This window comes from Streptomyces sp. ISL-10 (genome assembly GCF_018614575.1).
Taxonomy (GTDB): Bacteria; Actinomycetota; Actinomycetes; order Streptomycetales; family Streptomycetaceae; genus Streptomyces.
Genome location: NZ_JAGGOJ010000007.1, coordinates 60428 through 85469, shown reverse-complemented (window position 1 = coordinate 85469; position 25042 = coordinate 60428). Strand labels below are relative to the sequence as shown.

Here is a 25042-nt window from a genome sequence, read left to right as displayed (position 1 = left end):
GCCGGCTCGTAAGTCTCCTGGCTGTCTTCGGCGTTACCGGCTTCGTACTCGCCGGTCCCGCTGTCGACGCCGGAAACGTACGGCGGACGTACGGCCCCCGCAGAGGGTCCCAGGGCCCAATCCGGGGCCCAATCCCCGTGGTGGGCCCTGTGGCCCAGGCGTGCGTTCCCCCGTTCAGCCACGACCCGTCGTCCCCCTCCCGGAACCGCGATCGGTGCGTGCCGTGCCGATCCACACGGCGATGGCCTCGCTCCTGCTGACACTGTGAAGCTTCGCGAAGATGCGATTGATGTGGTTCTTGACCGTCTTCTCGCTGATGAAGCAGGTGGCGGCGATCTGCTGATTGCTCATGCCCGACGCGATCAGGTCCATCACCTCCACCTCCCTCGCACTCAGGCCGAACGCGTCCTTGTCGCGGGCGGGTTGGGACGCACCGGCAGGCAGGCCCGCGTCACCCCCGTGCCGCACGGACGACTGTCCCACATTCGATTGCAGATGCGAAGCATCTTCGCCCGGATTCCATGAAGTCGAGACAATCGGAGTGGGCGCCTGCGGCCCGGCAGCCGGATGGCCCCCGGTGGGTGGGAGCGCCTGATACGCCGCGCCGAGGCCGTCCGGAAGCGGTCGGCCGACGTCCGTCGCATGCCCGACCCGGAACTCCGCCAGGAGCGCGTTCGCCGCTGTCGCCGTGAAGTGTGCGCGGCCCTCCTTCACGTCCCGTACGGCGGCGACCAGCTGGTCCGCCGTGAACTCGCCGTGCACCAGGTAGCCGCCCGCGCCCAGCCGCAGGGCCTCCTGCACGATCTCGTTCTCACGGCTGTACGTCAGCATCATCACCGGCGCGGCCCGCACCAGATACGGCAGGGCCGAGATGCCGTCGACGCCCGGCATGCGGACGTCCAGCAGGATCACGTCCGGCCGGTGCGCATGGGCCGCTTCCATCGCCTGGCGGCCGTCGGCGGCCTCGGCGACGACGAGGATGTCGTCGCGTCCACCGAGCAGGACCGTCAGTCCGGCTCTGACGACCGGGTTGTCGTCGGCGACGACCACCCGCAGGGGTGAGGCGGGCGGTGGGGGGAAGGGCGGGGCCGACTGGGGGACAGGACCGTGCGCGGCAGGTGGGTCCGAGTGGAGCGGAGTGGCGTGGGACGACGTGTGCTGTGAGGCGTGGGGGGCGATGAACTGCTGACCCGACGTGCGTGAGCTCTCGTCCGGCATCGTGCGGCCTCCTCTCAGGAGTTGGTGCGTCGTGGGGACAGATGCGGGAGATGTCAGGGGGCGGCCCGGTCCGTGGCGGGCGGCCGGCCCGGGCCGGCGGGCAGGATCGCGGCCAGCGGCAGGTCGAGGCGCACCTCGGTCCCCGCGGCCGTCCTGCCGCGTCCGATGCGGATGCGGGCGCCGATGCCCGCGGCGCGCTCGACCATGCCGACCAAGCCGAAGTGGCCTGCCTTGCGCAGTGACTGGAGGGTGGTGCCGGGCGGCAGTCCGCTGCCGTTGTCGAGGACGCTGATGCGCAGCATGCCGTCGACGATCCCGGTCTCCGTCCTCACATGAGTGGCACGGGCGTGGCGGCCGCTGTTCTCCAGCGCCTCGGTGGCGATGGTGAGCATCTGGCGGGCGACGGCGCGGGGCACGGGCGGTACGGGCGGGCCGCCGATCCTGCGGAACTGGGCGGCGATGCCGGTGCGCCGGGCGAAGTCGTCGACCTTGGCGTGCAGCTCTTCGATGACGTCCACCCCGTCCGAGCGGAGGTCGTCGCTGCGGCGCAGGTCGCTGAGCAGTTCCCGGGACTCGGCGGCCGCGCGGCGGGCGGAGCGGGCGACCAGTTCGGCCTGGTGCTTGACGGTGAGCGGGTCCATGCGGTCGGCCGTGGAGGCGAGGCCGTCGGCGGCGAGGGCCAGGCCGTGCAGGGTCTTGGCGACGGAGTCGTGCATCTCGCGGGCCAGTCGTGCCCGTTCGCCGCCGACGGCCTCGTTGACGGCGAGCCGTGCGCGGGCTTCGGTGAGTGCCTGGCTGGCGGTGCCGAAGCGCAGTAACAGGTTCCGCAGCGTGACGCCTACGGCACCGGCGACGACACAGAATCCGGGCAACAGCAGGGAATTGCTCGCGGTGGCGACGGCGTCGGAGTCGGCGCCGTACACGGCGAACAGGATCAGGGCCTGGAGGCAGGCGAAGAAGGCGGCGCCGCGCCACCCGTAGGCGAGGCCGGCGAGCAGCGGCGTGCAGATCGTGACGTAGCCGAGGGGGCTGTCGGGTCCGGCGGTGATGAGCAGGAGGGCGCCGAAGAGGGCGTCCACGGCGAGCAGCGCCGGGTGTTTGAGCAGCAGCGGGCCCCAGCGTTCCCAGTCGCGGAAGAGTCCGTACGAGAACATGAAGGTGACCAGCACGCCGGATGCGACGAGGTAGGTGGGCAGGCCCGCGTTGGCCGCGCCGAGCGCGAGCGGCGCGGAGAGGCCGATCATCGCCAGTCGGAAGCCGAAGACCTGGCGGCACAGCGCCTGGAGGGCGTTGACCTGGATGGCCAGGGTGGGCGTCTGGTCCGGGTCGGCCGCGGCGCGGGCCAGGGAGGTCGGTCCGAGGCCGCCCGTTATCCTCCCGATGTGCAGGGCCACTGCGTCCCCCCCTCTGCCGGCACGGTGTCAGCCTCCGACCGAGCTGAAGTCGGCGTCGGCGCCGAAGACGAAGGCCGCGACGAGGAGGATCATGGTCGCCGGGACCATGATCGACGTGATGGTCAACGTGGCCTTCGGAACCGCCTTGGACGCCCGGCGGCGGGCGTTCTGGGCGTCGGTGCGGCGCATGTCGTTGGCGATCTGGATGAGCGTCTCGGTGATCGGCGCACCCAGTTCCTCGCCCTGCTGGAGGGCGGTGACGAACTGGGCGACCTGTTCGGACTCGTTGCGCCGGCGGAGTTCCTCGAAGGCCTTGCGGCGGCCGACGCCCATGTCCATCTGGCGCAGGGTGATGCGCAGTTCGTCGGCCCAGGGGCCCTCGTACCTGTCGGCCACACGTTCCAGGGCCTCGCGGAAGCCGAGGCCGGCGCTGACGACGACGGCGAGGACGTCGAGGAAGTCGGGCAGGGTGCGTTCGATCTGCTCCTTGCGCTGCCGGATGGCGGCGAAGATGCCGACCTCCACCCAGAACAGCCCGAAGGCGACCATGAACAGGGCGAGGAAGGGCTGGCCACGAAGGATCATGGCTAAGGCCCCGAAGAAGCCGAGGAATCCGTAGACGGCGCGGCGTGCCGCGTACCGGTCGATGGTGAGACCGCCGGGGTTTCCGGCGAGGTCGATCCTGCGGCGGACCTTGTTGACCCGTGCGGGCCCCATCATCCGCAGCACCGCGGGGGCGTAGCGCATGCCGAGGCGGTCGACGGCGGAGCCGACCGCGGTGGTGCGGGTCGCGCCGACCTCCAGGGCGACGGCGAGGTCGCCGGGGAGCTTGGCGTCGGCGCGGTACATGCGGATGCCGTGGAAGGCTCCGGCGACACAGAGTGCGACGGCGAGGGCGAGGCCGAGTCCGGTCATGGCTGTGCGCTCCTCCTCAGACGTCGATCTTGGACAGGCGGCGGATGACGAAGACGCCGAGCCCGTAGAGCACGAGGGCGACGACGACGGCGGCCTGGCCGATGAACGAGTTGGTCATGCGGTCGATGGCGCCCGGCATCACCCGGTCCAGCAGCAGCAACGCGCCCAGGCCCATGGCGGGCACGGCGTAGGCGGTCATGTTCACCTGCGAGAGCTGGGTGCGGACCTCGCGCCGGGTCTCCTTGCGCTCCTCCAGCGTCTCGGTGAGGTTGCGCAGGGAGCCGACCACGGTGCCGCCGGCCCGGTTGGACAGGACCAGGGTGGTGACGAGGACGACCAGCTCGCGGGAGGGCAGGCGGTCGGCGAGCTCGCCGAGGGCGTCGTCGATGGAGTGGCCGACGGCCAGCTTGTCGGCGACCCGGCCGAGCTCCTCGCCGGCCGGCGCCTCCAGTTCCTCCGCGGCCATGGACAGGGCGGTGCGCAGGGCGAGGCCGGCCTGGGTGGCGTTGGCCAGGATGCGGGAGAGCTCGGGCAGCTGGTTGATGAACTTCTCGATGCGCTTGTTGCGCTGCCAGTTGAGGAAGGCGAACGCGCCCCAGATGCCGAGCAGTCCCGCGATGGGCCCGAAGAAGGAGGCGAAGAGCGTCTGCGCGACGATCCAGAGTCCGGCGACGCCCACGACCATGGAGACGAAGAACTCGCCGGGCGTGAGGTCGAGGCCGGTCGCGGCCAGACGCAGCTCGATCTTCTTGCCGAGTCCGGTCCCCCGCAGCCTGCGGTCGACGGCGCGAAAGCGCCGGCGGCGGCCCGCGAACTCCTCCACAGGGCCGGTATGGGCGAGCCGGTCGAGCAGCGCCTGGTGCTGCGAGCGGCCCGAGGACCACGCGTGGACGCCCATCACCCCGAGCACGCCGAACAGCAGCGTGCCGCCGATCGTCAGCATTGCGGTATTCGTCATGCGCGCTACCTACTTGGCCTCTCGGACGGCGAGCTGGTCCTCGTGTGCGGCGACGCCGAAGGCCTGCGGAACGGGCTGACCGGCCATGAAGAGCCGGTCGGCGAGACGCCGCGGGAGCGGGAGGTGCTCGTACTCTCCGTGGACGCGTCCATCCGCACTCATCGGCCGGGCGTCGAAACGAGCCACGGAGGCGAGCCGGTACGGCTCCTGGCCCCGGGAGTCGAGGACGGCGATCTCGCTGATCTTCCGCGCGCCGTCGGCGTGCCGGGTGAGCTGGACGACGCAGTCGACGGCGCTGTTGATCTGGTCGCGCAGCGCCTCGAAGGGAATCTTCACCTCGGACATGGAGGCCAGGGTCTGCAGGCGCATCAGCGCGTCCTCGGCGCTGTTGGCGTGGACGGTGGCGAGCGATCCGTCGTGACCCGTCGACATCGCCTGGAGCATGTCGAGGGTCTCGCCGCCGCGGACCTCGCCGACGACGATGCGGTCGGGGCGCATGCGCAGCGAGTTGCGCACCAGGTCGCGAATGGTGATCCGGCCCTTGCCCTCGACGTTCGCGGGGCGGGACTCCAGGCGGATCACGTGCTGCTGCTGGAGCTGGAGCTCCGCGGAGTCCTCGATGGTGATGACGCGCTCGCCCTCCGGGATGAGCCCGGACAGCGCGTTGAGCAGGGTCGTCTTCCCGGTGCCGGTCGCGCCGGAGACGATGATGTTCAGCCTGGCCTGGACGAGGGCGGAGAGCAGATACAGCATGTGCTCGTCGAGCGAGCCGAAGCCGATCATCTCCGAGAGCGTGAAGGCGCGGGGGAAGCGCCGGATGGTGAGCGTGGCGCCGGACAGGGCCAGCGGCGGGATGATGACGTTGACACGCTCGCCGGAGGGCAGCCGGGCGTCCACCATCGGGTTGGACTCGTCGACCCTGCGGTTGACAGTGGACACGATGCGCTCGATGGTCTGCATCAGCTGTTCGTTGGAGGCGAAGCGCAGCGGCAGCAGTTCGACGCGGCCACCGCGCTCGACGAAGATCTGGTCCGGCCCGTTCACCATGATCTCGGTGATGGACGCGTCCTCCAGCAGCGGTTCCAGTACGCCGAGGCCGAGCGCCTCGTCCACGACGCGGCGGATCAGCTGCGAACGCTCCGACGCCGACAGGACCGGGCCCTCGCGGCTGATGATGTGCCCGAGCACGCGTTCCAGCCGCGCCCGGCGTTCGGCCGCGGCCAGCGCCGACATCTCCGCGAGGTCGATCTCCTCGAGCAGCTTGGTCCGGTACGTGGCCACCAGATGGCCGTCGTCCCGTCCTCCCCCTCGGTCCTCGGGGGCGGTGATGCGTGCCCGCAGGCTCATGTGCGACTCCTTGGCGTACCGCGGCGGTGGGGCTCAGCCCTTGGGCATGGTGGAACTGCGCTCGGCGTGTCCCCAGTCGCCGATGCCGGGAACGACGGAGGGGATCAGGATCCGGACGGTTACGGTCACCTCGCTTCCTCCCGGTCGTGCGCTGTAGTCGAAGTCCCTCGGACCATCGCTCAGCCAGTCGCTGACGGCGCTGCGGCCCGCGTGGCCGCCGTTCGTCTGCCAGTTGTCGTCACTCTCCGCGCGGGCCGCGGCCCGCGCGGCCGTGCCCGCCTGCGCGGTGGCGTAGGCGGCGACGCCGAGCTGTACGGCGGCGAGGGCGAGGATCAGCATCAGGGGCAGGAACCCGGCGAACTCCAGGGCCACCTGCCCCCGGTCGCGCCTGTTGTCCGTGGTCACCGCGCTCACCCCTCCGCCACCGCACTGGCATGGCCCTCGACGTCGAAGGGGAAGTCGATGAAGCCGGGGAAGAGGACGGGCACCTTGAGCGTCACATCCGCCTCGTACATTCCGCCGGACGCCGGGCCGCAGTCGACCCGCGCGGGCTGCCAGGCGCCGAGGTCGTCCTCGGCCGCGGCCCGGCACCGCCCACCCGGATCGGCGGCGTCGGCCGCCCCCTGCCGGGCGCCCTCGTCCGCCGCGTTTCCCGCGCGGACGTAGGTGTAGCCGAGGAGGGCGGACTGCCACAGCAGGACGCAGACGACCGCGATGAGCGGCAGCATGCCGAGGAACTCGACGGCCACCTGCCCCCGGTCCCGCCCGGCATCCCGGGCCCGGCCGACAACCCGGTCGCGCCCGGCATCCCGGGCCCGCCCGGCCTCCCGGTCCCGTAACCGGTGCGGGTCACGGCCCGGCGAGGTACCGGCCCGTCCCGTGATCGGTGGTGCGCTCAGCACGCGCATCGCTCAACTCTCCCCCTTGAGAGCGCCGCCTCGCCGGCGGCGTACGCCGATGGAGCCCCGGTCGCCCCGGAACCTACCGGCCTTGTCATTCCCTTCGGGCGCTTTCACGATTCCCAGTTCGCCCGCGAAGCCCCACAGGGCCTGTTTCACCGTGGACTTGGCCTCCAGGTCCTGCATCCGGCCCGCGTCGACGGCGGACTGCAGCTCCTTGAAGTTCGCCGGGACGAGGGAGCGCGCGACACGGGTCCCGGTGATCCGCGCGATCAGCGCGGGCTGGATCTCGGTGTTGCGGTTGAAGCGGTTGACCAGCATCACCGTCTCCTCCGCCTTGCGGATCTGCAGCCGGTCCCAGAGCCGGACCATGCGCTTGGCCGCCCGAACCGACACCACGTCCGGAGTCGTCACCAGCACGGTCGTGTCGGCCATCTCGACGGCGGCCGCGTTGGCGCTGTTCATCTGGGTCCCGCAGTCGATGACGACGACCTCGTAGCGGTTGCGCAGGGCGCTGACGATCTGGCGCACCGCCCTGTCGTTGACCTCCTCGCCGCGTTCTCCGTCACCGGGTGCGAGCAGCAGGCCGATCCCGGTGTCGTGGCTGAAGACGGCGTCCTGGAGCACGCGCGGCGATATGTCCTGGATGCCGGCGAGATCGACGATCGAGCGCCGGAACTGCACATCCAGGTAGGAGGCCACGTCGCCGGCCTGCAGGTCCATGTCCGCCAGCGCGGTGGTCATCCCGGACGCGCGGGCGGCGAGCGCGAGCTGGACCGAGGCGAGGGTGGTGCCGACGCCGCCCTTGGCCCCGGACACGCTCAGCACGATGCCGCCCGGCCCGGTGAACACGTCCCCGCTGTGGCCGAGATGGCGGCGCACGCCCAGCGACCAGGAGGCCGCGGCCTGCACGCGCTGGGTCAACTCCTCGTACGACAGCGGCAGCGCGACGAGCCCGCGTGCGCCGGAGTCCATGGCCGCCGAGTACAGGCCGGGACTCGCGTCGGCGGTGACCAGGACGACTCCGACCGCGGGGAAGCGCAGGGCCACCTCCCGGATCAGCTCGAGCGCCGGCACCGGGCCGATCCGTTCGTGCACCAGCACGACCTCGGGCAGCTCCTCCAGGGACTCGCCGGCCAGGCGCGCGAGTGTGTCGAGCAGGGAGGTCGAGTCGGCCACCGGCGCGGCCGGTTCCGCCTCGGGCAGCTGGCTGAGCAGGGTGGTGATGGATCGGGCGGCGTCGGCGTCACCGACGGCCGGGAGGATGCGTGTCGTCATCCGGCCCTCACTTGTTCCTGTCCTCGTCGAGGGTGTACTTGCCTTCACCCGGGCGAAGCGTGGTCGGACTGCCCTTGGCGATCAGGGCGAGGCGTACATGGACGGCGAACGACTCGGCGAACGCCACGCGCTGGGCGTCCTGGGTGTTGAGGGCGAACGTGATGGGCACGGCCTGGGTCGCGGCGGCGTTGCGGTCGTCGCCGTTGGGCTCCAGGGCGGTGAGCTTGCCGACGTCGATGACCTTGGCGTTGGGGACGATGATCCGGGACTCGGCGACCTGGCCCTCGTCCTCCCCCTCGTCGTCGAAGGTGGCGAAGATGTTCACCAGGTCGCCGGGGGTGATCTTGCCCGCCACACCGGTGGCGGCGTCGATCATGATGGCGATCTCCTGCTCGCCGTTCTCCAGTGCGGGGCGCTTGACGATCATGTCGTCCTGGAGGAGTGACCCCTTGCGCAGCTGGGTGACGGCGATCTTTCCCTGCACCACGGATATGTCGGTGACCGCGCTTGAGGAGAGCCAGCGCTTGGGCACCGTGATTTTCTCGAACTGGTTCGGCTGAAGTTCCGTATAGGGCGCGATGTCCGACGAGAGCCGGTAGGCCGTCACCTCGGGCCCGACCTTGGAATTCACATCGCTGATCACCGAAAGCACGCCGACGAACGCGCCGAAGGCGCACAGTACGGACAGGAGCAGAAGAATGACACCGCGGCGCTGGCGTGAATTCATGAGCGCGACAACCTCGTGGGGAGACGGGCAGGGACGGAGCGGACGGAGCGGGGGCGGTCGGGGCCGTGCGCGGGCGTCCCCGTCGCCGGACCGAGCGGCCGCCCCACGGCGGCTACGACTCTTGACGCATAGGTGTTCCGTGCTTCAGTACACCGGTGCCGGAGGTTTGGTTCTCCGCCGGCGCGAGCGGCGCCGAACAGAATCCACAGCGGTCGCCGATGATTTCAAGGCCGCACCAGGAGCACTGCTCCCGTTTGACGGACGAGACCAGCTGGTAGATGAGGGCGATGTCGGGGAGATGGGCGGCGAATTCGATCATTTTCGAGGTGCCCCACCACTTCGGCGAATCAGCCGGCAGAGCGGTCTCCTGCATCGCCTGGCAGCGCCAGGCGGGAGCGAGCGTCGCACTCACCCAGTCGCTCTGCAGCTGCCCCTTCGCGACGATCAGCTGGTTGCCGAACTCGGGCCCGGAGAGCTCACCGCTGCCGAGCTTGACCAGTCGCGGGTCCGGGTTGGCCAGCACAGCGAACTGGGAGCCCGGCAGCCAGGACTTGGCGTGGGACGTGAGGTCGACCGGCACCCGGTCGAGCCTGGCAACCGAGTTCAGCAGGGCCCCGGCGTAGATGTAGTGGGCCAGGAGCCGGGCCGCGGAGGCGACGATCCCCGCGCCGAAGTCGCAGATGGACAGCTGGCGCAACTGGCGTACGAGCACGGCGACTCCGAGCGGCGGCAGCGCCGGCTTCATCAGGGCGATGCGGTCGCTCTCCAGGACGGAGCGGACGGTGTGCAGTCTGCGTTCGTGCGCGACAGGAATCGAAGCGGGGTACAGCACCACCACATAGCCGTGCTGATCCAGCAGCAGCTGCATGTCGGCGAGCGCGGCGTCCAGCGGCTGCGCACCGGGCGCCGGCAGCAGCGCTGCCGTGGGCGCGTGTGGGTCGGTGGGCGGTAACACCAGATCAGCACTGGTGACAGCGATAGCGGTCTGCACGCTCAATTCCCCGTTCGAATCCGGCCACCGGAGATACGGCGACGGCTTCTTCCCTGCTCGTGCTGCTGCATCAGCACTCTAACCACGTCCTTCGAGGCAGAGAACACCTTTCAGGACGCCCGCAGGCAACCGGCACGACTCGCGCACCGCCAAACGCGGATGAAGTCGTCAATTGTCAACTGGCGTCACAACGCTGCGAATTGCCCTGGCCAGAGCTCCCTTTGGGCCCCTCATTGGGTCCGCAGGCCCACGCCAGGCAGTCATTGCCGTGCGTACGCTCCGTTTCCGATTGCGCGTACGAATGGTGTGCGTGAGCTGGGAGGGGGACGTCGGATGAGACATGACCGGGGGGCGACCGCGGCCGAGTATCTCGGCGTGGTCGTGGTCGTGGCGACCGTCGTCGGGGCAGTGGCCGGCTCAGGCATGGGAGCCGCGATCACACAGAAGGTGATTTGTGCGATCGACGGCGGCCGGTGCGCCAATGACGGCACCTCTCGGGCGGCTCCCGAAACCGATGCCGACTACGAGCCGCCGCTGTGCCAGATCTCCTCCATCAGCGACAGGGCCGGGGCCAAAGCCAAGATCCTTTTCATCGAGTGGGGCGAGGAATACGGCTTCCAGCAGCAGACCTTCCGTGCGAAGACCGACGTCAACGGGGACGGGAAGGTCGACGACAACGACCAGCAGATCACCATGACCTTCACCGACGCCGCTTCCGTCGCCGCGAAGAAGGACTTCAAGCCCGGTGCCAAGGTCGGGAAGTTCGGCGCGGACAAGGTGGAGCTGGGGGCCGGGATCAAGGTCACCAACGGTGACACCTGGATCTTCGACAGCGAGGCCGACGCCAAGGCCTTCCGGGACGACATCGAGCTGCTCAAGACGTACGAACTCACCAACCGGCACTCGAACGCGCACGGCGGCGGCCTCGGCAACAGCATCCTCTATCTGTTCGGCAAGGGGCCCATGGCCGAGGAGGAGAAGCTGCGCAACCGCATCGAGGAGAAACTGGGCAACCGGCACATCAGCCACGGCAAAGTCGCCATCGAGGCCAGTGCCGCCGGCGGTCTGGGGCTCGGCGCGGGCGACGAGAAGAAGCTCGGCGCCACCCTCGGCGGGAACTTCAAGTTCTCGCCCGAGGCCACCTGGACCGACAACGACCACAAGGGCACCAAGTCCTACACGTACTCCGCCACCATCGAGTACGGCGGCAAGGTCGGCTACGAGGCGGGGCCCATCAGCGGCGAGTCCTCCGCGTCCACCACCAGGACCGGCACCATCACCGTCACGCACGACAAGAAGACCGGCGAGCTCCTGCGTATCGACATGACGCGCACGGTCGAGCACGGCGCCGCCAAGGACGGCGCCAAAGTCGGCGGCGACAACGGCGAGTCGGGTGACGCCAAGCGGGGCGGCAGCGGCGGGGTCAAGGGGTCCGACCAGGCCACGGGCGTCGAGGTCGTCACCCGCTCGATCGTCGTCGAGCCGGGTGCCGAGGGTGCCGGGCAGCGCAGGATCGCGCAGGCATGGCTGGACGGCAACGGCGACCGCGGGGCGCCCTTCGGCTATCTGTTCTCCGACCACGCTCCGACGTCCCGGCCGAGCAGCGACGACCCGTTCGGCCAGTTGCTCTTCGACGAGGGGCTCTCCAGCCGGACGACGTACACCGGGCAGACTGAGGCGGCGGAGTACGGGTTCGAGCTCAATCTGGGTCTGAGCCTCGGCTTCTCGGTGTCGACCGAGAAGAAGGAGGAGACACTCGACAACGCCCACTTCCTCGGAGCCCCGAACGGAAACAGCCGTGACTATGTCCCGTACAGCTACTGTGCGGACTGACCGGGCCGAGGGGAGCGCACACAGCATGATCAGCAACACCTGGCGCAGCAGGACGAGGACCGAGTGGCGTCACGGCGGACGCACGGGCCGGCGGGCGGTCGCGGCCGTGCTGCTCGCAGCGGCGGCCGCCCTCACCACCGCCTGCGGGAACGGTTCGGCCGGGGTCGAGGTCCCCGAGGGCTGGTCCGAACTGCGTACCGAATCCGTCACCGTCGCCCGTCCCCCGGAGTTCAAGGAACAGGAGGCGGCCGATCGCGGCAAGTTCAACGCGGCCGCGGCCACCCTGGAGGAAGGTGGCCGCACGGTCGCCATGATCTCCGTCCAGCTGAACTACACCGACGCCGACTCGGTGGAGGAGGCGGCGATCGGCGCCGAGGCCGGCATCGCCCTCGGCTCCACGCTCAAGGGGCAGGAGGACCTGCGGGTGGCCGGGCCCGCGAAGGCGCGGGACGCGAAGCGGATCGACTTCGAGTTCACCTCGACCGGCGAACAGGGCACACCCGCCAAGGGCACCCGGGTCGCGGGCGTGATCGTCGCGGGCCTCGACGCCGACGAGTCGACGTACGCCGTACGGATCGACGCGGCGAAGGGCCACCTGTCCGACGACGACCTGAAGAAGATCATCGACAGCATCACCGTCCGGTAGAGCCGGCGACCGGCGGCCCGCAGCCACCCGGAACCGTCCGCCCCCGCACCCCACGGAGGCTCACTCATGACCAGGTACGGCTACCCGGGGACCCCCGCCCGGCGGGACGACGGGCCGAGGGCGGGCATCCTGGCACTGATGAAGTGCTGGGCGGCGGGGATCGTGGTGCTGCTGTTCACCGAGTACCTCCAGATCACTGTGGTCTACGACTACATCGACTCCCCTGGCAGCCTGGGCTCGTTCAGCGGGCGGCTGCTGCTGATCCACCTGCCCAACGCGCTGTGCGTGGCGTTGTCCGTCTGGGCCGCCGCCCGGCTGCACCGGCCGCCCTTCCGGCACGGCACATCGCAGCACCTGGCCGCCGCCGTCGCCGTGCCCGTCGCAGCGCAGCTGCTCAACATGGCGGTGCAGTGGCAGGAGCCGACCGCCGAGGGGCTGCTGATGTCCAACGCCGTCCTGGTGGTCGGATGCGTGGCCGGGTGGGCGGCCGACCGGCTCCAGGAAGGGGACTGAGGGGCGGGCGAGGGCCAGCCTTGCGCAGAACCCTTGACAACCACATTGGTCTGGACCAGCTTGTACCTCCACGGTGGCCACCGTTCCGGGACTCGGCTCCGGATGACTCCCCACACCCCAACTCCCCCACCGGAGGCTGCAAGTGGACCGCACCACACGCGCACGCAGATGGCTCGGCGCCGGTCTGGCGCTGGCCGTCGGCACCGGACTCGGCCTCATCGGCACGACGGGCACCGCACAGGCGGCCGACGTCAACGTCGCCAAGAACGCCGGCTTCGAGTCCGGCCTCGCCAACTGGACCTGCACCGCGGGCAGCGGGGCCACGGTGTCCTCCCCGGTGCACGGGGGCGCCTCGGCCCTCAAGGCCACCCCGGCCGGCCAGGACAACGCCAAGTGCACCCAGACCGTGAGCGTGAAGCCCAACTCCACGTACACGCTGAGCGCATGGGTGCAGGGCGGCTACGCCTATCTCGGCGCGAGCGGCACGGGCACGAACGACGTGTCCACCTGGACGCCCGGCACCGGCAACTGGACCAGGCTGTCGACCTCCTTCACCACCGGCGCGGGCACCACCTCGGTGACCGTCTACACCCACGGCTGGTACGGCCAGGCCGCCTACTACGCCGACGACGTGAGTGTCTTCGGCCCCGACGGAGGCGGCGGCTCCGATCCCGACCCGGTCGTCCCCGCGGCCCCGGGCGCCCCGGCGGTCGGCGCCGTGACCTCCTCCTCCGTGGCGCTGAGCTGGGGCGCGGTCTCCGGCGCGACCGGCTACAACGTCTACCGCGACGGGGCCAAGGTCCTGTCGGTGAACGGCAGTTCGGCAACGGTGACGGGCTTGGCGGCGAACACCTCGTACCAATTCCAGGTGACGGCGACGAACTCGGCCGGCGAGTCGGCCAAGTCGGCCGCGGCCACCGGCAAGACCAGCTCCACCGGCGGCAACCCCGGCAACCCGGCCGTGCCGAAGCACGCCCTGACCGGCTACTGGCAGAACTTCAACAACGGCGCGACCGTGCAGAAGCTGCGGGACGTGCAGGCGCAGTACGACATCATCGCGGTGTCGTTCGCGGACTCGACGGCCACGCCCGGCCAGATCACCTTCACCCTGGATCCGGCGGTCGGCTACGCCTCGGTCGCCGACTTCAAGGCGGACATCGCCGCCAAGAAGTCCGCGGGCAAGTCGGTGGTCGTCTCGGTCGGCGGCGAGAAGGGCAACGTCACCATCAACAGTGACGCCTCCGCCACGGCCTTCGCGAACAGCGCCCACGCGCTGATGCAGGAGTACGGCTTCAGCGGTGTCGACATCGACCTGGAGCACGGCATCAATGCGACGTACCTGACGAAGGCGCTGCGCCAGCTGTCCCAGAAGGCCGGCTCCTCGCTGGTCCTGACGATGGCCCCGCAGACCATCGACATGCAGAACACCGGGACGGAGTACTTCAAGACCGCACTCGCCGTGAAGGACATCCTCACGGTGGTCAACATGCAGTACTACAACAGCGGTTCGATGCTGGGCTGCGACGGCAGGGTCTACTCGCAGGGCTCGGTGGACTTCCTCACCGCGCTCGCCTGCATCCAGCTGGAGGGCGGTCTCGACGCCTCCCAGGTCGGCCTCGGCGTCCCCGCCTCCACGCGCGGCGCGGGCAGCGGCTATGTCGACCCGTCCATCGTGAAGAACGCGCTGGACTGCCTGGCCCGCGGCACCAACTGCGGTTCCTTCAAGCCCGCCAAGACCTACCCGGCCCTGCGCGGCGCGATGACCTGGTCCACCAACTGGGACGCGACGGCCGGCAACGCCTGGTCGAATGCGGTCGGCCCGCACGTCCACAACCTGCCCTAGGAAGTCCCCGACCCGGCCACCGGACGCCCCACCGGGCCCGTACCGCCGCTCCCCCGGCGGTACGGGCCCGGTCGTTCGCTTCTCGATGCGGCCGTGGCCGGTCGCTCCTCACGGGCCCCGCGATCACCAGGGCAGGTCGCGCACCTGCTGCACGCACAGCACCACGAACAGCAGTCCCGCGCCGGCCAGCATCACATTGCTGAGGGCGCCGTTGCGCCACTCGGTGGGCGTACGGGAGGAGTTGAGCAGCCAGACCAGGGTGAGCGCCAGGAACGGCATGAAGAACGCGCCGATCACGCCGTAGACGATCACCAGTCCGAACGGCTGGTCCAGGAAGAGCAGCGCGATCGGGGGGAACGTCAGCCACAGCAGGTACGCGCGGAACGGCAGCGACTTCTCACGGCTGCCGGACGCCACCTCCGCGCCCGTCGTCCCCTCTCCCTTCTTGCGGTAGTTGGTGACGAAGTCCGCGAACATCAGGCTCACGCCGTGCCAGACACCGATGAGCGAGGTGAAGGACGTGGCGAAGAAGCCGATCAGGAACAGCTTCGCGGTCGTCGCGCCGTAGCGGTCCTCCAGGACCACGCCCAGGTCGATCAGGCCCTTGTCGCCCTTGGCGATCGCGACTCCGGAGGAGTGCAGCAGCTCCGCGCCGACGAAGAGCATGGCGACGACGAAGATGCCGGTCGTGATGTAGGCGACCCGGTTGTCGAGCCGCATCACTTTCATCCAGCCGGTGTTCGTCCATCCCTTGGCGTTGACCCAGTACCCGTAGGCGGCCAGGGTGATCGTGCCGCCGACGCCGCCGATCAGGCCCAGGGTGTAGATCAGCGAGCCGTCCGGGAGGACCGGCGCGAGTCCCGCGAAGGCGTCGCCGAGGTTGGGCGTCACCCGGATCGCCAGGTAGACGGTGACGACGAACATCACGCCGACCAGGACCGTCATGACCTTCTCGAAGACGGCGTAGTGGTTGAACCAGACGAACGCCAGCCCGGCCAGACCGCACAGCACGGCCCACCACTTGAGGTCCATGACGTCCGGGAAAAGGGCGTCGAGGGGCAGCGCACTGGAGGACATGGCGGCCGCGCCGTAGACGAAGCCCCAGACGATGACGTAGCCGACGAAGTAGATCGTCGTCCAGGAGCCGAGGCTGCGCCAGCCGTCGAAGAGCGTCCGGCCGGTGGCCAGATGCCAGCGGCCGGCGGCCTCCGCGAGGGCGATCTTCACGAGGCACCCGATGACCGCGGCCCACAGGAGGGTGTAGCCGAACTTGCTTCCGGCGATGAGCGTCGCGACCAGGTCACCGGCCCCGACACCGGTCGCCGCGACGACGATGCCCGGTCCGATGTAGCGCCAGCTCGACTTGCGCGGCGGGGAGATGGCCTCGCCGGTGTTCTCCTCGGTGGTGCCTGTCATGCGCAGCCCGCCTTCCCACTCGTCCCACGATGTGACTGGGTTACCCAAGCCGGACGCCGTTGATCCCACAAGAGATCCGGCACACAGCGGACGCGGGCGTATGGCCGGGAGTGCTATTGACCGGAGCATGCCAGAGTCGCACGATGAGCCCGCGAGCCCGCTCAGGCGTCCGCCGCTCCGCCGCGACGGCCGCCGTACCCGCCATGACCCGTGCCACACCCCGCACACCCCGCACACCCCGCACGCACCCCGCATACGCACGCAGCAACCCCCCACACCCCAGGAGCACTTGTATGCGAATACGCCGACTGGGAGGACGATCCGCCGCGCTGGCGGCCGTCGTCGCCCTCGCCGTGGCAGCGCCCCTCACCGCCAACGCCTCCTCGCCCCCTGACCGGCCCGCGCTGTCGAGCGCGGACGAGGATGAGCAGATCAGGCAGTACCGGATCCACGGCCCGGACAGCGCCGCCGACCGCACCGCCGTCGCCGCCACCGGGGTCTCCATCGACGAGGTCGACGACCACACGATCGTCGTCAGCGCCAACGCGGCCCAGGCGAAACGGCTGCGCGCCCTCGGGCACACCCTCAAGGCGCTGCCCGCCCCGCCCGATCGGCGGACCACGGCCGACGTCGGGCCGTCCGACTTCCCCTCGGCCGACGCGAGGTACCACAACTACGCCGAGATGAACGCCGAGATCAACCAGCGCATCGCCCAGTACCCGGGCATCATGAGCAAGCGCGTCATCGGCAAGAGCTACCAGGGCCGGGACATCGTCGCCATCAAGATCAGCGACAACGTGGCGACGGACGAGAACGAGCCCGAGGTTCTCTTCACCCACCACCAGCACGCCCGCGAGCACCTCACCGTCGAGATGGCGCTCTACCTGCTGCGCGAGTTCGGAGAGGACTACGGCAGCGACTCCCGGATCACCAGCGCCGTCAACAACCGCGAGATCTGGATCGTGCCCGACCTCAACCCGGACGGCGGCGAGTACGACATCGCGACCGGCTCCTACCGCAGCTGGCGCAAGAACCGGCAGCCCAACTCGGGGTCGTCGTCGATCGGTACGGACATGAACCGCAACTGGAACTTCAAGTGGGGCTGCTGCGGCGGCTCCTCCGGATCCGCGGGCTCGGACACCTACCGGGGCGCGTCGGCCGAGTCCGCTCCCGAGGTGAAGGTCGTCGCCGACTTCGTCCGCTCACGGGTCGTCGGCGGAAAGCAGCAGATCAGGTCGGCCATCGACTTCCACACCTACAGCGAGCTGGTGCTCTGGCCGTTCGGCTACACCTACGACGACACGGCGCCGGGCATGACGGCCGACGACCGCAACGCCTTCGCGGCGGTGGGCCGGAAGATGGCCGCGAGCAACGGCTACACGGCCGAGCAGTCGAGCGACCTGTACATCACGGACGGATCGATCGACGACTGGCTGTGGGGCGCGCAGAAGATCTTCGGGTACACCTTCGAGATGTATCCGAGCGGCTTCGGCGGCGGCGGCTTCTACCCGCCCGACGAGGTGATCGAGCGCGAGACCAGCCGCAACCGGGACGCGGTGCTCCAGCTGGTGGAGAACTCCGACTGCATGTACCGGTCGATCGGCAAGGAACAGCAGTACTGCACCGGCTGACCGGCCCTCGGAACGGGCGTCCGCGACCTGTGGTCCCGGGCGCCCTTCGGGACCGACGAGCCGACCTCAGTGGAAGGGGATCCTCGACGACGGCCGGTCCGGGTCCCACTGCGGCATGATCCGCGCCATCGCCCGGCGGAACTCCTCCTCCGTACGGGCCTCGTACAGCGGCATGAAGATCGGGTCGGAGCCGAACCCCCAGACCGCGCCGTCGCGCTTGACGACGATCAGCGGCCCGCCGCCGTACGTCATCGCGGAGGCATCGCCGTCGAGGTACGCCTCGGGCTGTGTGTTCACCACATACGCGTAGCCGATGTCCGTGATCCGCCGCTCGGGCCGTGCCGTGCCGTACGCCGCGCCGACCCATGCGGACACCTGCGGGTACGGCAGCGCCGCCGCCTGGGCCGGGTGGACGGCTGCGGGCATGCCACCGCCGGTGTAGTGGCCGAGCACCGGCTCGAGTCGTGCGCACCACTCGCGCAGTCGGGACGTGCGCCGGACGCCGACCCGGCACTCGTACCGCATGCCGGTGCGGTGGACGACGGTGACGACGAGGCACAGGCCGATGACGGCGTGGTGGACGCCGCCCACCTCGTGCCAGGCGAACTCGGCGTGGTGGGGACCCTGGTCGAAGGAGATCCCGTGCGCGTCCACGAGCACGGCGTTGTGCGCGTCGGCCGCGATGAACTCGGGACCGACGACCTGGGTTTGGAAGGGTGTCACCACACGGCGACCCTAGCCGAGGAGAGGGGCGGGGCACGCGCCCCGCCCCTCTTCGCCGTGCGACGGGCCCGCTGGACATATGGACCTGAAGCGTTGTTCACGCGGCTGATCGGCGGCTGGCCTCCGAGTGCGGTGCGGCACCGGTGATGGTTGTAGCTGTGCAGGAAGAAGTCCGGTGCGGCCGACTGGAACGATCACTGAGGCCCGCCTCCCCCTCAGCCCTGAAGCGGCGCACCCACTTGTGAGCCGCGGCCCGTGAAACCCCCATCTCAGCGGCCACGTGTGCCACCGGACAGCCGGACCGGACACGCTCGATGAGCAACCGCCTGCCATGAACCATCGCCGGGCATGACGGTGGGACACGAAGACCTCCGTTGCGCGGCGAAGCCTGGACACCTCCACCACACCGGAGGTCTTCGCCGTGGTCGGCGCCGTTCTCGACCAGCGGCAGCACGATGCCCGCGGTGGTGACGATCGCGACCGTCGCCGAGCCATGCGCTTCGGGGATGCGCGCCGTGCCGTACAGCCGGTGATGCAGAGGGGTCAGTCCAGGACTGCCAGGGCGTCCATCTCGATGAGCAGGCCGGCGGGGAGGCCGACGTAGACCGTCGTACGGGCGGCGGGGGCCACCGTCAGGTCCTTGAAGTGCTCGTTGTAGATCTCGTTCATCTCGGCGAAGTGGGCCGTGTCCGTGAGATAGACGCGGATCATCATCACGTCGTCCCAGGACGCGCCGCCCTCTTCGAGGATCGCCTCGACGTTGGCCAGGGTCTGGAGCGTCTGCTCGCGCAGGGTGGACCCGGCGGGAGTGGGCGCCTCGCCCCCGACGGCCGGGAGGAAGCCGACCTGGCCGGCGACCTGGAGGATGTTGCCCTTCCGCACGCCGTGGGAGAACTTCGCGGGCGGCGCGGTGTGGGTGCTCGGGGTGATCGCGATCTTCTCGCTCATGCGTGTGAGTCCTTCTGCGGGGTGTGTCCTGAGTACTCCCGCGTGATGGTGTCGGCGGTGCGCCGCACCAGCGGGAGAAGGGTGAGGAGTTCGTCGGCGGTGACGACGACGTTCGGCGCGGACACCGACATGGCGGCGACGGCCCGGCCGTCCGCACCGCGGATGGGGGCCGCTACGCAGTTGATGGACTCCTCGTGGCCGCCGAGGTCGGTGGCCCAGCCCTGTTCGCGTACGGTCGCCAGCTCCTTGAGGAAGGCGTCGGCGTTCGGGATCGAACGGGACGTGTACATGGGGTAGTCGAGCTTCTCCGCGACGGCGCGCCGCTCGGGCTCGGGCAGGTCGGCGAGCAGCAGCTTGGCGACGGCCGCGACGGTGATGGCGACGGGCTTGCCGATGCGGGAGTACATCCGGACCGGGTAGCGGCTCTCGACCTTGTCGATGTAGAGGACTTCGCTCTCCTCGTACACCGCGAGGTGGACGGTGTGCCCGATCTGCTCGTTGAGCGCGACCAGATGGGGGTGGGCGATCTCGCGTACGTCGAGGTTCTCGACGGCTTCCTGCGCGAGCGCGATCAGCCGGGCACCGAGGCGGTAACGCTGGTCCTGCTGGCGGTAGACGAGGCCGTGCTCGTGCAGCGTGCGCAGCAGGCGCAGCGCGGTGGACTTGTGGACGCCGAGCCTCTCGGCGACCTGTCCGAGGTCGGCGGGTCCCTGCGCGAGAAGGGGCAGGATGCTCAGTGCGCGGTCGACGGTCTGGCTCATGGTGTACGTACCTCCTGGTCGTCCCCCGTCCACCCGGGGCCGAGGTGCAGTGTCCCCCAGGCGTCGTCGTCCAGGGCGACGAGCCGGTCGGCGCGGTCGGCGGTCGGCGGCGCCGCGAGGTCGCCGTGAACGGTGAGGGCGGCAGCGGCCCACAGATGCCCGTGCCGCAGCCGGTCCCTGGCGGGCAGTCGCCTCAGGGTGGCGGCCAGAAACCCGGCGGCGAAGGCGTCGCCGGCCCCGACGGGGGCGGCGACGGTGACACGGGGGGCGGTGGCGGTGGCGGTGGTGTCGCTTGCGCTGCGCGGGGAGGGGAACAGCGCGTCGCGCGTGAACGACACCGCCCCCGCCGCCCCCCGCTTCACCACCACCGTCGACGGCTCCGGCAGCGCCTCCCGGATCGCGGACGCGCCCCGCAGACCCCAGGCCCCCTCCGCCTCGTCCTCCCCGACGAACACCAGGTCCGCCCCGCGCGCCAGGTCCAGCAGCACCTCCGGGTCAGTGCCGGAACGCCACAGGCCGGGGCGGTGGTTCACGTCGAAGGAGACCAGCGGCCGGTCCTCCCGCCGGGCGGTGAGGTCGCGCATCAGGGCGAGGCAGTCGGGCGAGAGGGCCGCGGTGATGCCGGAGACGTGCAGGACGCGGGCGGACCGGACGGCGCCGGCCGGCACGGTGTGCGGCGACATCGCCGAGGCCGCGGACCCGGCGCGGTAGTAGAGGACCTCGTGCGCGTCCGTCGCCCGGTCGGTCGCCGTGCGGAAGTAGATGCCCGTCGGGCGTTCCGGGTCGCGGACCACCGCCGAGGTGTCCACCCCGTAGGCCGCGATCGTCTCCACGAGGTGGTCGCCGAAGCCGTCCGCGCCCACGCGCCCGACCCAGCGGGTCCGGTGGCCGGCCGCCGCCAGCGCGCACGCCACGTTGGACTCCGCGCCGCCGATGCCGCGGACGAACGACGGCACATCGGCGAGGCGGCCCTCGTGCGTGGGCAGGAACGTGACCATGGACTCGCCGAGGCAGACGACGTCCACGGGGGCGTGCACGCTCGCGGTCATGATCGCGGAGGCTCCTCGCTGGTCGGCCGCAGGGCACCATTGACCTTGCGTTGGCTCGGATGTTAGACAGCGCTCAGTGAAATACGCAATGGTCGTTGCATATAATGCAACGACATGGAGGAGGGCCCATGGCTGCCGACAACCCCGTCGCACGACTCGCCGACGAACCGGCCGACCACCGCTTCAAGGCGCTCCCGCCCGACGTCGACGGCCGGACCGTCGGCGAGCTGGCCGCAGCCCGGCTCAACCTCTTCACCGATGGCTTCACCACCCCCGTCCTCGCGCTCTCCGCCGAGTCCGTGGCGCACAACCTCTCGCTCCTTCAGGCATACGCCGAGCACCACGGCCTCGCCTTCGCCCCGCACGGCAAGACCTGCATGGCGCCGCAGCTCTTCGCCCGCCAGCTGGAGCACGGCGCCTGGGGCATCACCGCCGCCATGCCGCACCAGGTCCGTGTCTACCGCGCGTTCGGGTTCCAGCGGATCTTCCTGGCCAACGAGGTTGTCGACGCCGCCGCGCTGCGCTGGATCGGGCAGGAGCTCGACACCGACCCGGACTTCCACCTGGTCTGCTATGTCGACTCCGTGCGCGGTGCCGAGCTGATGGACAAGGCGCTGCGCGGCACCTCACGCCCGCTGGACGTCGTCGTCGAGCTGGGCGCGGGCGAGGGCGCGCGCACGGGAGCCCGCACGGAGGCGGACTGCGCGGCGGTCGCGGACGCGGTGGCCGCCACTGGCACGCTGCGGCTGGTCGGCGTCGCCGGGTACGAGGGCGAGGTCCCGCAGGACGACGGCGAGCGCAGCGAGATGGGGGTCCCCCCGGGCGAAGCCTGGGGGAGGGTGCACGCATGGCTGCGCAGGCTCGTTGCGCTGGCCGCGGAGTTCGACAAGGCGGGCCGGTTCGAGGGCGCCGGAGAGATCGTGATCAGCGCGGGCGGCAGCGCGTGGTTCGACGCGGTCGCCGATGTCTTCGCCGAGATCCCCGAGCTGTCCCTGCCGGTCCTCAAGCTGCTGCGCTCCGGTGCGTACGTTTCGCACGACGACGGCCACTACCGCCGTCTGACCCCCTTCAACCGGGTTCCCGACGAGGGCGCGCTCCAGCCGGCCTTCCGCCTGTGGGCCCAGGTCGTCTCGCGCCCCTCGCCCGAGCAGGCGTTCGTGAACGCGGGCAAGCGGGACGCGGCGTACGACCTCCACCTGCCGCAGGTACAGGTCGTACGCGACGCCGGCACGGGCGAGATCCGCCCGGCCACCGGCGTCACGCTCACGGCCCTGTCCGACCAGCACGGCTGGCTGCGGACGGAGCCGGGAGCGCGCCTGGAGGTCGGGGACTGGGTGGGGCTGGGGCTGTCGCACCCGTGTACCAGCTTCGACAAGTGGCAGCTCATTCCGCTGGTGGAGGCGGACGGCACGGTCACGGACTACATCCGCACGTTCTTCTGACCCTGCCGAACGTCCGCTCCCCGAGAGGACCGTCATGGACCTGGTCATCCGCGACGCCCGCGTCATCGACGGCACCGGCGGCGCCTCCTACCGCGCCGATGTCGCCCTGACCGGCGGTCGTATCACCGCGATACGCCGGGAGGGCGAGCCCGCCCTGTCCGGCGTCCGCACGCTCGACGCGCACGGCCTCGCCCTGGCCCCCGGCTTCATCGACATGCACGCCCACAGCGACCTGGCCCTGCTGCGCGACCCCGACCACAGTGCCAAGGCGGCCCAGGGCGTCACCCTCGAAGTGCTCGGGCAGGACGGGTTGTCGTACGCACCGGTCGACGACGCCACCCTCGCCGCGGTCCGCACGGCCATCACCGGCTGGAACGGCGGCGCGCCCGGAGACACGACCGTCGACTTCGACTGGCGCACGGTCGGCGAGTACCTCGACCGGCTCGACCGCGGCATCGCCGTCAACGCCGCCTACCTCGTCCCGCAAGGCACGGTACGGATGTACGCGGTGGGCTGGGAGGACCGCCCCGCCACCGACGCCGAGCTGACCGGGATGAAGCGCCTCGTCGCCGAGGGGCTGGAGCAGGGCGCGGTCGGCATGTCGTCGGGCCTGACGTACACCCCGGGCATGTACGCGAACGGCTCCGAACTCGCCGAGCTGTGCCGCGTCGTCGCGGCGTACGACGGTTACTACTGTCCGCATCACCGTTCCTACGGCGCGGGCGCCCTGGCTGCGTACCAGGAGATGGTGGAGCTCACGCGCGAGGCGGGCTGCGCACTCCATCTCGCGCACGCCACCATGAACTTCGGCGTGAACAAGGGCCGGGCCCCGGAGCTGCTGGCCCTCCTCGACGACGCGCTGGACGCGGGTGCCGACATCACGCTCGACACCTACCCCTACACCCCCGGCTGCACGACGCTCGTCGCCGTGCTCCCCAGCTGGGCGAGCGAGGGCGGCCCTGATTCGGTGCTCGCCAGGCTCCGGGACCAGGAGACGGCGGAGCGTATCCGCCACCACCTGGAGGAGATCGGCTCGGACGGCTGCCACGGGGTGCCGGTCGAGTGGGACACGATCGAGATCTCCGGCGTCAGCGACCCGGCCCTGACGGACCACATCGGCCGGACGGTCCGGCAGTCCGCGGACGCGCGGGGCGAAGCCGCCTGGGAGACCGCCCGGCGCCTGCTGATCGAGGACCGGCTGGGCTCGACGATCCTCCAGCACGTCGGCCACGAGGAGAACGTGCGCGCGATCATGCGCCACCGCGTCCACACCGGCGGCAGCGACGGCATCCTCCAGGGCCTCAAACCGCACCCCCGGGCGTACGGCACCTTCCCGCACTACCTCGGCCGGTACGCCCGCGACCTGGGCATCCTGTCCCTGGAGGAGACGGTGGCCCATCTGACCTCGCGCCCGGCGGCCCGGCTGCGCCTGCCCGACCGCGGCCTGGTGCGCGAGGGCTACCGCGCCGACCTCGTCCTCTTCGATCCGGAAACGGTGGCGGCGGGCTCGACGTTCGAGGAGCCGCGCACGCTTCCGGTCGGCATCCCGTACGTGCTGATCGACGGCCGGTTCGTCATCGAGGAGGGGGCCCGTACGGACGTGCTCGCGGGCCGGGCCGTACGGCGCACGGCCAGGATCGGGTCGTAGGGGCGCGTCCGACTTGAGGGCGGCGGTCGCGGGGTGGAGCCGTGCTGCTGGTGGGACCGTCTTCCGTCCAGGGGCACAACCACACCGCTGACCACCGACCATGACAGATCCTCAGCACAGGAAACCGCCTAGGCGCTCGCGCCCTCGTCCGGGCGCAGGGCGTCGAGGATGAGGGTGAGGCCGAAGGTGAACTCGTCGGCGTAGTCGTAGCCGGGCTTGAGGGCGTGCTCGGTGACGAGCTCGGTGAGGTGGGGGTAGGCGTCGGCGGGCATCTCGCGCAGGATGGCGCCCGCGACCTCGTCCAGCTCCGCCGAGCCGCTGAACGGCAGGCTCAACTCCTGGATCACGAAGCCGTACAGGTAGCTGTCGATCACCGAGAAGGCGTGCGCGGCCATCGGGACGGAAAAACCCCCGGCGCGCAACGCGCCGATGACGGCGTCGTGGTGGCGCAGGGTCGCGGGGCCGGGCCGGCTGCGGGAGTCCATCAGGGCTACGGCCCACGGGTGGCGCCGGAGCACCGCGCGGGCGGAGGCCGCGCGGTGGCGCATGGCGCTCTTCCAGTCCGCGTCGCGCGGCGGCAGGTCGATCTCGCCGAACACCGCGTCCACCATGCCGTCGAGGACGTCCTCCCTGCCTGCGACGTGGTGGTAGAGCGACATCGCCTCGACGCCCAGCGGTTCGGCGATGGCCCGCATGGTGAGCGCGGCCGAGCCCTTCTCGTCCGCCACCGCCACCGCCGTACGGATCACGCGCTCGCGACTGAGCGGGGTGCGCGCCGGCGCCCTGCGCCGGCCCTTGCCTCCCTCGCGCATCCGCCCCTCCTTTCGCTCCTCTTGACCGCCTTACAACATAAGGTTAGCGT

General features: G+C 70.5%; 23 protein-coding genes and 1 pseudogene. 7 read left to right on the top strand and 17 right to left on the bottom strand.

What is annotated here, in order from left to right:
• Positions 1-174 precede the first annotated feature (174 nt).
• From J7E88_RS07045 to J7E88_RS07000, 10 genes are all read right to left on the bottom strand, one after another.
• Positions 175-1218: a response regulator transcription factor gene (locus tag J7E88_RS07045; protein ID WP_215178434.1), complete on the bottom strand. Its 1044-nt coding sequence runs from the start codon at positions 1216-1218 to the stop codon at positions 175-177.
• 53 nt (positions 1219-1271) lie between these two features.
• Positions 1272-2612 carry a sensor histidine kinase gene (locus J7E88_RS07040; RefSeq protein WP_374196242.1) on the bottom strand — a complete coding sequence of 447 codons (1341 nt, stop codon included), beginning with the start codon at positions 2610-2612 and terminating at the stop codon, positions 1272-1274.
• Positions 2613-2639: 27 nt separating this feature from the next.
• The gene (locus J7E88_RS07035) at positions 2640-3527 is read right to left on the bottom strand and encodes a DUF5936 domain-containing protein (protein ID WP_215178433.1); all 888 of its coding nucleotides are present in this window, start codon (positions 3525-3527) and stop codon (positions 2640-2642) included.
• A 16-nt stretch (positions 3528-3543) separates the two neighbouring features.
• Positions 3544-4485 carry a type II secretion system F family protein gene (locus J7E88_RS07030; protein WP_215178432.1) on the bottom strand — a complete coding sequence of 314 codons (942 nt, stop codon included), beginning with the start codon at positions 4483-4485 and terminating at the stop codon, positions 3544-3546.
• Positions 4486-4494: 9 nt separating this feature from the next.
• The gene (locus J7E88_RS07025; protein ID WP_215178430.1) at positions 4495-5832 is read right to left on the bottom strand and encodes a CpaF family protein; all 1338 of its coding nucleotides are present in this window, start codon (positions 5830-5832) and stop codon (positions 4495-4497) included.
• Between the two features lie 33 nt (positions 5833-5865).
• Positions 5866-6237: a TadE/TadG family type IV pilus assembly protein gene (locus J7E88_RS07020; RefSeq protein ID WP_308307385.1), complete on the bottom strand. Its 372-nt coding sequence runs from the start codon at positions 6235-6237 to the stop codon at positions 5866-5868.
• Positions 6238-6242: 5 nt separating this feature from the next.
• On the bottom strand, positions 6243-6581 hold the full coding sequence (locus tag J7E88_RS35605) for a TadE/TadG family type IV pilus assembly protein (RefSeq protein ID WP_308307383.1): 339 nt from the start codon (positions 6579-6581) through the stop codon (positions 6243-6245).
• 162 nt (positions 6582-6743) lie between these two features.
• Entirely contained in the window at positions 6744-8009 is a 1266-nt protein-coding gene (locus tag J7E88_RS07010; RefSeq protein ID WP_215178428.1) for an AAA family ATPase, read from the bottom strand.
• 7 nt (positions 8010-8016) lie between these two features.
• Positions 8017-8736, bottom strand: coding sequence for a Flp pilus assembly protein CpaB (gene cpaB, locus J7E88_RS07005; RefSeq protein WP_215178427.1), 720 nt, complete (start codon positions 8734-8736; stop codon positions 8017-8019).
• 112 nt (positions 8737-8848) lie between these two features.
• Complete coding sequence (locus J7E88_RS07000) at positions 8849-9727, bottom strand: hypothetical protein (protein ID WP_215178426.1); 879 nt, start codon at positions 9725-9727, stop codon at positions 8849-8851.
• A gap of 333 nt (positions 9728-10060) precedes the next feature.
• On the opposite strand from J7E88_RS07000, the gene J7E88_RS06995 reads away from it, so the two are divergent.
• From J7E88_RS06995 to J7E88_RS06980, 4 genes are all read left to right on the top strand, one after another.
• Positions 10061-11560 carry a hypothetical protein gene (locus J7E88_RS06995; RefSeq protein WP_251022254.1) on the top strand — a complete coding sequence of 500 codons (1500 nt, stop codon included), beginning with the start codon at positions 10061-10063 and terminating at the stop codon, positions 11558-11560.
• Positions 11561-11585: 25 nt separating this feature from the next.
• Positions 11586-12206 (top strand): hypothetical protein, encoded by a 621-nt coding sequence (locus J7E88_RS06990; RefSeq protein ID WP_215178424.1) that lies wholly within the window; start codon positions 11586-11588, stop codon positions 12204-12206.
• Between the two features lie 66 nt (positions 12207-12272).
• Positions 12273-12719 (top strand): hypothetical protein, encoded by a 447-nt coding sequence (locus J7E88_RS06985; protein WP_215178422.1) that lies wholly within the window; start codon positions 12273-12275, stop codon positions 12717-12719.
• Between the two features lie 142 nt (positions 12720-12861).
• Positions 12862-14562, top strand: a complete 1701-nt coding sequence (locus tag J7E88_RS06980) for a chitinase (RefSeq protein WP_215178421.1) — start codon at positions 12862-12864, stop codon at positions 14560-14562.
• Positions 14563-14685: 123 nt separating this feature from the next.
• On the opposite strand, the gene J7E88_RS06975 is transcribed toward J7E88_RS06980, so the two are convergent.
• The gene (locus tag J7E88_RS06975; RefSeq protein WP_215178419.1) at positions 14686-15978 is read right to left on the bottom strand and encodes an Nramp family divalent metal transporter; all 1293 of its coding nucleotides are present in this window, start codon (positions 15976-15978) and stop codon (positions 14686-14688) included.
• 293 nt (positions 15979-16271) lie between these two features.
• Between J7E88_RS06975 and J7E88_RS06970 the strand changes: the two genes are divergently transcribed.
• Positions 16272-17609 (top strand): M14 family metallopeptidase, encoded by a 1338-nt coding sequence (locus tag J7E88_RS06970; RefSeq protein WP_215178417.1) that lies wholly within the window; start codon positions 16272-16274, stop codon positions 17607-17609.
• 66 nt (positions 17610-17675) lie between these two features.
• Here J7E88_RS06970 and J7E88_RS06965 read toward each other — a convergent pair whose 3' ends face one another.
• The 5 genes and pseudogenes from J7E88_RS06965 to J7E88_RS06945 form a co-directional block, all read right to left on the bottom strand.
• Positions 17676-18335 carry a hypothetical protein gene (locus tag J7E88_RS06965; RefSeq protein WP_215178415.1) on the bottom strand — a complete coding sequence of 220 codons (660 nt, stop codon included), beginning with the start codon at positions 18333-18335 and terminating at the stop codon, positions 17676-17678.
• A 166-nt stretch (positions 18336-18501) separates the two neighbouring features.
• Positions 18502-18695 (bottom strand): annotated as a pseudogene (locus J7E88_RS06960) (leucine zipper domain-containing protein); the annotation flags it as partial.
• A 180-nt stretch (positions 18696-18875) separates the two neighbouring features.
• A complete protein-coding gene (locus tag J7E88_RS06955) occupies positions 18876-19280 on the bottom strand; it encodes a RidA family protein (RefSeq protein ID WP_215178413.1) in 405 nt (134 codons plus the stop codon).
• Positions 19277-20041, bottom strand: a complete 765-nt coding sequence (locus J7E88_RS06950; RefSeq protein ID WP_215178411.1) for an IclR family transcriptional regulator — start codon at positions 20039-20041, stop codon at positions 19277-19279. The genes J7E88_RS06955 and J7E88_RS06950 overlap by 4 nt, the downstream gene beginning before the upstream one ends.
• Positions 20038-21090: a sugar kinase gene (locus J7E88_RS06945; RefSeq protein WP_215178409.1), complete on the bottom strand. Its 1053-nt coding sequence runs from the start codon at positions 21088-21090 to the stop codon at positions 20038-20040. Before J7E88_RS06945 ends, J7E88_RS06950 begins: the two co-directional genes overlap by 4 nt.
• Before the next feature lie 128 nt (positions 21091-21218).
• Here J7E88_RS06945 and J7E88_RS06940 point away from each other — a divergent pair, with 128 nt between their 5' ends.
• Positions 21219-22532, top strand: coding sequence for an amino acid deaminase (locus tag J7E88_RS06940; RefSeq protein WP_215178408.1), 1314 nt, complete (start codon positions 21219-21221; stop codon positions 22530-22532).
• A gap of 34 nt (positions 22533-22566) precedes the next feature.
• A complete protein-coding gene (locus tag J7E88_RS06935; RefSeq protein ID WP_215178406.1) occupies positions 22567-24180 on the top strand; it encodes an amidohydrolase family protein in 1614 nt (537 codons plus the stop codon).
• A gap of 128 nt (positions 24181-24308) precedes the next feature.
• Here the strand turns inward: J7E88_RS06935 and J7E88_RS06930 are convergent, their stop codons facing one another.
• Complete coding sequence (locus J7E88_RS06930) at positions 24309-24992, bottom strand: TetR/AcrR family transcriptional regulator (protein WP_215178404.1); 684 nt, start codon at positions 24990-24992, stop codon at positions 24309-24311.
• Positions 24993-25042: the final 50 nt, after the last annotated feature.

Excerpts from the sequence above, each read along its gene's own strand:
- J7E88_RS07025 (WP_215178430.1), bottom strand. The coding sequence starts at position 5,832 with ATGAGCCTGCGGGCACGCATCACCGCCCCCGAGGACCGAGGGGGAGGA.
- J7E88_RS06985 (WP_215178422.1), top strand. The coding sequence starts at position 12,273 with ATGACCAGGTACGGCTACCCGGGGACCCCCGCCCGGCGGGACGACGGG.
- J7E88_RS06955 (WP_215178413.1), bottom strand. The coding sequence starts at position 19,280 with ATGAGCGAGAAGATCGCGATCACCCCGAGCACCCACACCGCGCCGCCC.
- J7E88_RS06990 (WP_215178424.1), top strand. The coding sequence starts at position 11,586 with ATGATCAGCAACACCTGGCGCAGCAGGACGAGGACCGAGTGGCGTCAC.
- J7E88_RS06975 (WP_215178419.1), bottom strand. The coding sequence starts at position 15,978 with ATGACAGGCACCACCGAGGAGAACACCGGCGAGGCCATCTCCCCGCCG.
- J7E88_RS07010 (WP_215178428.1), bottom strand. The coding sequence starts at position 8,009 with ATGACGACACGCATCCTCCCGGCCGTCGGTGACGCCGACGCCGCCCGA.
- cpaB (WP_215178427.1), bottom strand. The coding sequence starts at position 8,736 with ATGAATTCACGCCAGCGCCGCGGTGTCATTCTTCTGCTCCTGTCCGTA.
- J7E88_RS06970 (WP_215178417.1), top strand. The coding sequence starts at position 16,272 with ATGCGAATACGCCGACTGGGAGGACGATCCGCCGCGCTGGCGGCCGTC.
- J7E88_RS07030 (WP_215178432.1), bottom strand. The coding sequence starts at position 4,485 with ATGACGAATACCGCAATGCTGACGATCGGCGGCACGCTGCTGTTCGGC.
- J7E88_RS06940 (WP_215178408.1), top strand. The coding sequence starts at position 21,219 with ATGGCTGCCGACAACCCCGTCGCACGACTCGCCGACGAACCGGCCGAC.
- J7E88_RS07045 (WP_215178434.1), bottom strand. The coding sequence starts at position 1,218 with ATGCCGGACGAGAGCTCACGCACGTCGGGTCAGCAGTTCATCGCCCCC.
- J7E88_RS06995 (WP_251022254.1), top strand. The coding sequence starts at position 10,061 with ATGAGACATGACCGGGGGGCGACCGCGGCCGAGTATCTCGGCGTGGTC.
- J7E88_RS06950 (WP_215178411.1), bottom strand. The coding sequence starts at position 20,041 with ATGAGCCAGACCGTCGACCGCGCACTGAGCATCCTGCCCCTTCTCGCG.
- J7E88_RS06935 (WP_215178406.1), top strand. The coding sequence starts at position 22,567 with ATGGACCTGGTCATCCGCGACGCCCGCGTCATCGACGGCACCGGCGGC.
- J7E88_RS07035 (WP_215178433.1), bottom strand. The coding sequence starts at position 3,527 with ATGACCGGACTCGGCCTCGCCCTCGCCGTCGCACTCTGTGTCGCCGGA.
- J7E88_RS06945 (WP_215178409.1), bottom strand. The coding sequence starts at position 21,090 with ATGACCGCGAGCGTGCACGCCCCCGTGGACGTCGTCTGCCTCGGCGAG.
- J7E88_RS06930 (WP_215178404.1), bottom strand. The coding sequence starts at position 24,992 with ATGCGCGAGGGAGGCAAGGGCCGGCGCAGGGCGCCGGCGCGCACCCCG.